The following is an 8,305-nucleotide window of genomic DNA, read 5'->3' on the forward strand; positions in this document are numbered from 1 at the left end:
TCGCCGATATAAATATTTTATTACGGCCATTTACCACAGCATCGTAAAACGCTTCGAATGCAAAATAAAATGTAGCGCCAATCTGGCGCGGTTTTAATATAAAGCGGGTGCGATGGTCTTGGTTGTCAAACCAATGTTTTTGGTGAGGATAAAGTAATGTGTCTTTAAGCTCGTTGAGCATTTCAAGGGTAATGCCAGAGCAATCGTTTTTCTTTTTCTTCTTTGATTTTTTGTCATTGCCGTTATGACTGTTGCCGCTGTTATTGTTGGCGGGGTTGTCATTACTTGCGCGCAGTTTTGGGGCTGGGGCTAATTTACTTTTATTAAGTGCGCACAACTGGCGCGTGCAAAAGTCGAGCTCTTTATAGTCAGCATCGGTTTTATCGTCTTTATCGGCCAGTACATTAATGCGTTTGCTAAAGGCCATTTCGGCGTTATAGCTTGGGCACATGTCCTCCCACTTGCCAGCCTCCGACCAACGGCGAATGCTACGCGCACTGGGCATCTCGTCAAGCTCGGCTATTTCGTCCACCGTGTAGCCCTCAACAACATACAAATCTTGTGCTTTTTTGCGTATTTCTGGTCCGTAGTTCGCCATCTATTGCGCCGCTTTTATTAATCCATAGCGGCAGTGTATTCGTTATAAAACGCTTAATCTGTCAGTCAAAAACCTAGCCATTCCTAAAAGTTAAATATAGGAATTTCAAAAAGTTAAACCGTTGGAAAGGAATAAAAAGAGGGTGCAAACTGCAATCACTTTAAAGCAATACGCTTAATTTGCACATATTTAAAAAGGGTTGTTTATGCCAGGTCAACTACGTACTAAACCGTTATCGATTGCCGCTGTAGGTATGACCGTTGACGGCCGCGAAATATCAGAGCAAGACGTAGCCGACATAGTAGAAACCTACAACCCACGTAAATACGGTGCACGCATTAATGTTGATCACGAGTTTAACTGGTCGGGCTGGGCCGCTAAAAATCTTCATAACGTAGATATTCCCGGCATGTTGGGCGATGTAGAAAGCGTTGCAGCCTATGAAAACGAAGAGGGCGTTGTGTGCTTATACGCAGTACTTGCGCCCAATCAAGGGTTTGTAGAGCTGAACAAAGCAGATCAAGCTGTTTATTTTAGTATCGAAATTAGCCGCGATTTTATGGGCACAGGCAAAACCTACCTAACCGGTTTAGCAGTAACCGACTACCCAGCCAGTTGCTATACCGACCGTATCCATTTCAGTAGTAAGAGTAAGCCAGATGACACGGACGTCTCTTTATTAAAAGTTGATTTAGGATCATGTGAGCCTATCGACGCCGCACCTAAAAAACCATTTTTTAAACGACTATTCGCAAAGGAAGAACCCGACATGAACGAAACACAATTAGCCACAGCCTTAAAAGATGCGCTGGGCACACCGCTTAGTGAGTTTGGTAAAAAACTAGACGGCTTAGCCACAAAGCTTGATTCGTTTTCAACCACAAAAGTGGAAGGTGAACAAACGCCGCCAGCTGATGATGAAAACACCGAACTAGCTCAAGTAAAAGAAGAGCTATCAAAAACAAAAACAGCATTAGGTGAACTTAACGACAAGTTTACCAAAGCGTTGAAAGCACCTGCGGGTGATACCACTGACGCCGACGAAGAACCCGAAGGCGATGAGGGTAAATACAGCAACTGTCTGTAATTGCATTCACTCTAACTTAACTTAGCTAAACGCAGGAAAGAATATGAAAACCAGAACTAGAGAATTATTTGTCGCCATTATGGCTGGCATGGCCGTTAATTACGGCGTTACATCAATGAGTGAACAGTTCAACGTTGAGCCTACAACCGAGCAGCGCTTATATGATGCTGTTTATGAATCGGCTGAATTTTTACAGATGATCAACACCGTACCGGTTGACGACTTAGTTGGTCAGTCAGTGATCATGAGTGTAGACGGTGGCGTAACAGGTCGTGCAGGCGTTGAAACTGACGACACCAAAGAGCGTAAAACCCGTGATGTATCAAAGCTCGATAAACGTGAATACCGTTGTTACCCAACAGAATGCGACATTCATATCACATGGGTAAAAATGGATCAGTGGTCTAAGTTCCCTGATTTTCATAATCGTTATCGTAATCACGTACGCCAGGCTATTGCGCTCGACATTATTAAAATTGGTTGGAATGGTACGCACGTAGCTGATACCACAGATATTACAGCCTATCCAATGATGAACGATGTAAACATTGGCTGGCTACAACTAATTCGCCGCGATGCACCCGAGCGCGCAATTAGTGAAGGCGCAACCGCTGGCGAAATTCGTATTGGTGCTGGCGGCGATTACGAAAACCTAGACCAAGCGGTGCACGATGCATTGCAAGGTATTCCAGAGCACAAACGTGCAAACATGGTAGCTATTATTGGCGACGAGCTTTTAGCGCAAGACAAAAACAAGCTGTACGCCAAGCAAGCACATACCCCAAGTGAAAAAACCAAGATTGAGCTGCAACAGGTGATTGATACCTATGGCGGTTTAATGACATACAAAATTCCGTTTTTCCCCGCTCGTGGCATTTTAGTCACCAGCTTTGACAACTTAAGTCACTACGTACAAACAGGATCAACGCGTACCAGTGTAGAAAACAACGCTAAGAAAAAACGCGTTGAAGACTACCTATCACGAAACGATTGCTACTACGTAGAAGACCTTGAAAAAGTAATGTATTTCGAATCAACCAGTATCAAGTTACCAAATTCAGACGGTAGCGCCTGGGTTTAAATTTTCGGTAAATTCCCATTTGGCCGGCTTGTTTNAAGCCGGTCTTTTTAACCACATTAAAGAGTGTTTTTAAATGAGCTTAGTCAAAAAATCATTAGCCAAAGCAGCAAGCAGCGTACCAACAAGCACTGACGAAAAAGCGCCAACGGTCGCGGCAACAGCCACGAGTACCCATGCGCCAACCACTATCACTACGCAAACCGAGTACCAGCTTTATGCAGCAGCCATCGAATCTGACTTAGCTCAATTAAAAACATTTACTGATATAGCCGACAAAGCAACTTACAAGTCTGAAGCGTTAGAACGCCAAGATTATTTAGGGTATATCAATAAATATCGACTAAGCGGCCAGTGCCATCCGAACACGGTTTTAGCATGGGTGTTTATTTGGTTGGTTGATCTTAAACGCTGGGATGCGGCGCTAGAACTCCTGCCGTTTATGATTGAGCAAAAGCAACCGCTACCCACGGTATTTAATACCAAGCATTGGCCTGCGTTCGTTATCGACCAACTCTATGACGATGCAAATTACTACCTATCAGAATCAAAGCAGCAAGGCTTATTTGATATTAGCTATGTACTGCGTGGCTTAATTAATACCGTTAAAAACCAAGATTGGAACGGGCTTGAAGTGGTAGGCGGCAAGTTGTACGCCATTGCGGCAAAGGTTGATGCCGCATTACACAATTATGGTAATGCACTGTTATTTGCAGAGCACGCACAAGCCATTAACGACAAAGCTGGGGTTAAAGGTTTAGTCGATAAGTTAACAAAGCAATTAAAAGCAACGGTTAACGAGTAACAGCTCCAACGCCGGTGGGCAACTTAGCACTTCGTCAGCATTCGTTGTTTGACGCCCTGTGACTAAGTGGCGCCCACACCCAATTTAATGTGTGTTTTTACAGGTGCAATATGAATTTAAGCGGTATGCCACAAGCAGATTTACAAAGCATTAATGTTGATGTGCCAGGCAATGGCTATTACCCGACATTAAGCACGGCTTATTTTATAGAGCATTACGCCGTTGCCCAAGAATACGCCAGCAAAAGTGAGCTGCTTGTTGAAAAGCTAAAGCGCGCACAGACCGAGGTAAACCAAGAACTAGTAAGCGCTGTGCTTACTAACGGCACACCATTAAACGCACAACAAATAATTTTTTATAACGATGCAGTGTATAGCAAAGCCAAAGCTAATTTATTGGTATCCAAGCTTGGCAGTACACACCGTGAAAACGCAACAGCACAGTCGCAATCAGCCATTGATAACTTTGAACACTGGCAACGCGAAAGCATAAACGCCATGCGCTTACTGCAAGCACTAAGCCCTAATTTATCGGTAGAGCTGTTATGAGCAAAAGCAAAATTGAAAAGCTTAAACAGCATTTAGTGAGTGTTGAGTACCAAGGGCATAAGTTGGCACTTAATACCCAGTTTGATAGCTGGATAGAAGGCGGGCGCATAGAGCCAAGTAGTAAAACAATGAATGGTAACGGGTTATTGGCAGCGCGGTTTTATTACTCAGGTGTGATCAGCATTAATCCATGCTTTGCGCCGGCTGCGTTAATTTGTGCCTTTGCATCGTTTTGGTTGCAAAACAATGGCGGGCGTTATGACAGCACCGACATTGAATTTAGCGCCGATGTAAACGACGACAACAGCAATGAAGTAGAGCTGACTATTAACCAGCTGTGCGAAGACATAGAGCTAATACAAACAGACAATGGCCCCTTTGAATTAAACGGTAACCGTTACGACTTTGGCGAGCAAAGTCTATGGGTTGCTGAATCATTTTTACTGCAAGGCACTGTAAGCCGTGCTTAACGTTAAATTTGACGAAGGGCGCAGCAAAGACCAATTAGCGTTTTTACAGCTTAAGCCTAATAAACGGCGCAATATATTACGTCGTGTTATTCGAACAACGAATAAAAGCAGTAAAGAGCGGATCACCAAGCAAACGGATTTAGCAGGCAAAACATGGCAAGGCAGAGCAAGTAGTAAAAAAAAGAAAATGCTCACCAAACTTAAAAAGTTTATGAAGGTTCGCCACAGTGCAAACGACGCCAGTGTTTATTTTTCAGGGGGCAACAGCGGAAAAATAGCCCGCGCCCACCAAGAGGGAATAAGCCTAGATGCAGGCAAGCCAAAAGGTAAAGCGGCTCAAAATAAAGAAGGGCCAGCCACGCGAAATTTAGCCAGGGCATTAATAGCCGAGGGTTACAAAATACCGCGTCGTAAAGGCAAGGGCAGTAAACGCCCAAGCATTAAATGGATAACAGAGAATTTAAGCATTAACCAAGCAGGGTTTTTACTTCGCGATTTAAAGGGCAGCTCAAGTAAGAGTACATGGCAAATTGACTTGCCGGCCCGCTCATTTTTAGGGCAAACGCAGGGCGAAGAAAAGCAGCAAATGAATTTTATTTTAAACCAGGCTATGCACGTTGCGTAGCGCAAAGCAAAAGGAACGATCATGGCACAAGGTAAAGTAACCGTTGCCGCCATACAAACAGGCAGTGGCGCTACGAAACAGATTGAACGCAGTGTGTTGTTTATCGGTCAAGCGAGTGAGAACAACGGCAAAATTTTATCTATTAATGCACAAAGTGATTTTGATGTTGAGTTTGGCGCCGCCGACTCCCCACTAAAAACACAAGTAAAAGCATGGCAACGCAACGGTGATGACTTAGTGAGTGGTTATGCCATCCCGCATGGCGCAGGCGATAACGTAATGGCCCTTATTGATAAAGCAATGGATCAGGATGTTAGCCCTGAAATTATTGTTATTTGTACGCCAGTTACAGGCAAAGCCGACATTGAAAGCTACCAAGCCAAAGCGCTTGAAATTTTATCGAGTCTTGCTCGTCGTGTTCGCTTTTTACTTGCGGCACCTGGCTTAACGGCTGAGCAAAGTTGGCCTGATTTAGTGACTTCATTACAACCGTTAACCGATGGCGTAGTAGGCGATCGTGTGGCTGTTATCCCGCTTTTATTCGGTGACGAACTAGGCGCAGTAACAGGGCGTTTATGTAAAAGCGCAGTCACTATTGCTGATAGCCCAATGCGTGTGCTTACGGGTGCAATGTCATTGATGCCACACCCAGAAGATGCCGCCGGCAACCCCTTAACCAACTCAACCACGGCGGCACTTGATGCGCTGCGTTTTAGTTGTACACAGTTTTATGCTGATTTTGATGGTACGTATTTTGGCGATGTAAACATGCTGGACGCTGAAGGCGGTGATTTTCAAAAAATTGAAATTGGCCGCATTGTTGATATGGCTGCACGTGCTGTGCGCATTATTGGAATTCAAAACGTTAAGAATCGTCGCTTAAACAACAGCAGCACCGGGATTGAATTTGGTAAACGCATTATGGGTAAACCGCTGCGCGACATGGCACGCTCTATCAATATTGGTGCCGATAAGTTCCCTGGTTTAATTCGCGCACCAAAAGACGACAGTATCAACCTAACGTTTATGAATGCGACCACCTTACAAGTCGTACTTAAAGTTAAACCAATCGATTCACCCAACACCATCATTGTTGGGATCATGTTAGATAACGCAGAGTAGGAGCGCAAACATGCAAAAAGTACTAGGCGGTAAAGACTTCGATATCTTCATTGGTGATTCGATGGTTCATGTTATGGAAGCGACTTGCAAAATTACGGATGGGCGCACCGTTAAAAAAGTGCGCGGTATCCCAAAGGGCTTTATTGATGGCGATGTTGAAGGCGAAGTAACACTAAAGCTTGATCATGAAAATTGGTTAATCGTGCAAGCGCAAGCTGAAAAAGCAGGCAGTTGGAAAGGTATTGAACCGTTTGATATTGCGTTTAATGCAGAAGTAGCTGCAGGTAAAAAGAACGTTGAAGCGTTTGGTTGCCTGCCGCAGCTGGACGAAATTTTAAACATTAAAGCCGATGGTGGCGAAGAAGACACCACATCAATCAAGTGTCCAATTACTAGCCCTGATTTTGTCAAAATTAACGGTGTGCCATACCTAACTGACGATGAAGTGAGAGATTTGTAATGACTAAAGCCATTCGCACACTAACTGCCACAACATTACTAAGCACCTTGCAAGCATGTGGGCATAAAGTATTTGAGGGTGAATTAAACCTAAACATTATAGGTATTCGCCATACAAACACCCGTGCCAACACGTTTAACGATGCAATTTGTGTGTTGTATCAGCAAAACAGCGAATGGCAGTTAAAGCAGTATAAAGCCACAACAGATGCCGGTATTTACTGGCGTAAAAACCCAATGAACATAGACGGCACAGCGGTGCTAGTTGCAGGGCAGCATAAAAGCTTATGGACGTTGGGTTATCACCAGGGCAAGTATCGCGCCCTTGTACAGCATAAACCGGTTGTTGTTCTACGTGACAACAACAAAGACACCGAGTTAGACACGGACGTCACACCCCAAGCAGAGCTACAACAAGGTTACTTTGGTATTAATTGCCACCGTGCAAACAGCAAAACCACATCAACCCAAGTTGATAAGTGGTCAGCCGGTTGCCAGGTGTTTGCAAATCCCAATGACTTTGATGAATTTATTGCTTTGTGCGAGCAATCAGCAGCTAAGTACGGCCCTTATTTTACCTACACACTGCTAGAACAAGCAGATATTAAAGAGAGTATTGATCATGGCGTTTGAGAAAAAAATCACATTAGAAACCCCCGTTGGCGAAATCACATTTAATGTAAATGGCGCCGACTACAACAAATACATTAACTCGACTCAGCCAAATAACAAGGTGCAGCCAGCAACTAATTTTTTATTAAACACAGTGGTTGAAGCCGACGCTAAAAAGCTCAAAGAGCTGGTACAGCAACCGGGTGCAGCGTTATTTTTAGTGGGTGCAATTGTTGAAGAATACCAACCTGAGTTTAATTTTACGGTAAAAAAATCGAAAGCCGAGCCAAGCAAATAGGCAAAAGCAGGCTCGATCAGTTACTGGCATACCACGCTAAGTATTTTGGCAACCAACCAGTAACTGACGAGAGCTTGGCGCAGGCGCTTTACCTTGAAACATCACAGCAAGAAAACTTTGTAACCGCCGTAAATAACGGTATTTGCACAGCATTAGGCGGCGAGTAATTAATGGCAACACTCAGCAAATTAGACAAGCTTACTTATTCAATCGGGATCATCGATAAGGTGACGGGTCCGGTTAATAAAGTGATGGCTAAAATAAATCAGCTGAGTCAGCAAACTGCCGCCGCACAAGATCAAATGATGCGCGGAGCAACCACGGCCGTGGGTGGAGGTTATGCCCTTGCTAAATCGCTCGCGCCTGCAATTGACCACGTTGCTGCTTTGGGCGAGGTGCAATCACTGGGCGTTACCGACGACGCCTTGCAACAACTGACTAAAACAGCCTATAAGTTTGGTTTTCAATTTGGGGGTAACTCGGCCGAGTTCGTCCGCAGTGCTTACGATATTCAATCAGCTATTGCCGGCTTAAATGGGTTTGAGCTATCTGAATTTACCAAAACGTCAAACATACTAGCGGTAGCAACCAAAGCCGACGCAG

General features: G+C 44.3%; 11 protein-coding genes and 1 pseudogene. 11 read left to right on the top strand and 1 reads right to left on the bottom strand.

The window, feature by feature from the left end; all coding sequences use genetic code 11:
- Positions 1–598: terminase family protein (locus L654_RS0124290; RefSeq protein ID WP_024609301.1), on the bottom strand; the 598-nt coding region annotated here is incomplete at its 3' end.
- A gap of 205 nt (positions 599–803) precedes the next feature.
- Here L654_RS0124290 and L654_RS0124295 point away from each other — a divergent pair.
- From L654_RS0124295 to L654_RS0124350, 11 genes and pseudogenes are all read left to right on the top strand, one after another.
- On the top strand, positions 804–1,685 hold the full coding sequence (locus L654_RS0124295; protein ID WP_024609302.1) for a GPO family capsid scaffolding protein: 882 nt from the start codon (positions 804–806) through the stop codon (positions 1,683–1,685).
- A gap of 43 nt (positions 1,686–1,728) precedes the next feature.
- Complete coding sequence (locus L654_RS0124300; RefSeq protein ID WP_024609303.1) at positions 1,729–2,766, top strand: phage major capsid protein, P2 family; 1,038 nt, start codon at positions 1,729–1,731, stop codon at positions 2,764–2,766.
- Positions 2,767–2,839: 73 nt separating this feature from the next.
- The gene (gpM, locus tag L654_RS0124305) at positions 2,840–3,568 is read left to right on the top strand and encodes a phage terminase small subunit (RefSeq protein ID WP_024609304.1); all 729 of its coding nucleotides are present in this window, start codon (positions 2,840–2,842) and stop codon (positions 3,566–3,568) included.
- A gap of 110 nt (positions 3,569–3,678) precedes the next feature.
- On the top strand, positions 3,679–4,116 hold the full coding sequence (locus L654_RS0124310) for a head completion/stabilization protein (protein ID WP_007378146.1): 438 nt from the start codon (positions 3,679–3,681) through the stop codon (positions 4,114–4,116).
- The gene (locus L654_RS0124315; RefSeq protein ID WP_024609305.1) at positions 4,113–4,586 is read left to right on the top strand and encodes a phage tail protein; all 474 of its coding nucleotides are present in this window, start codon (positions 4,113–4,115) and stop codon (positions 4,584–4,586) included. The genes L654_RS0124310 and L654_RS0124315 overlap by 4 nt, the downstream gene beginning before the upstream one ends.
- Positions 4,579–5,211 (top strand): phage virion morphogenesis protein, encoded by a 633-nt coding sequence (locus L654_RS0124320; RefSeq protein ID WP_024609306.1) that lies wholly within the window; start codon positions 4,579–4,581, stop codon positions 5,209–5,211. The genes L654_RS0124315 and L654_RS0124320 overlap by 8 nt, the downstream gene beginning before the upstream one ends.
- A 21-nt stretch (positions 5,212–5,232) precedes the next feature.
- On the top strand, positions 5,233–6,333 hold the full coding sequence (locus tag L654_RS0124325; protein ID WP_024609307.1) for a DUF2586 domain-containing protein: 1,101 nt from the start codon (positions 5,233–5,235) through the stop codon (positions 6,331–6,333).
- Positions 6,334–6,343: 10 nt separating this feature from the next.
- A complete protein-coding gene (locus tag L654_RS0124330; RefSeq protein WP_007378142.1) occupies positions 6,344–6,793 on the top strand; it encodes a phage protein in 450 nt (149 codons plus the stop codon).
- Positions 6,793–7,425 (top strand): hypothetical protein, encoded by a 633-nt coding sequence (locus tag L654_RS0124335; RefSeq protein ID WP_008135628.1) that lies wholly within the window; start codon positions 6,793–6,795, stop codon positions 7,423–7,425. Before L654_RS0124330 ends, L654_RS0124335 begins: the two co-directional genes overlap by 1 nt.
- Positions 7,415–7,702: a putative phage tail assembly chaperone gene (locus L654_RS0124340; protein WP_007378140.1), complete on the top strand. Its 288-nt coding sequence runs from the start codon at positions 7,415–7,417 to the stop codon at positions 7,700–7,702. The genes L654_RS0124335 and L654_RS0124340 overlap by 11 nt, the downstream gene beginning before the upstream one ends.
- Before the next feature lie 170 nt (positions 7,703–7,872).
- Positions 7,873–8,305 (top strand): annotated as a pseudogene (locus L654_RS0124350) (phage tail tape measure protein); the annotation flags it as partial.

Source organism: Pseudoalteromonas sp. TAB23 (genome assembly GCF_000498075.1).
GTDB lineage: Bacteria > Pseudomonadota > Gammaproteobacteria > Enterobacterales > Alteromonadaceae > Pseudoalteromonas > Pseudoalteromonas arctica.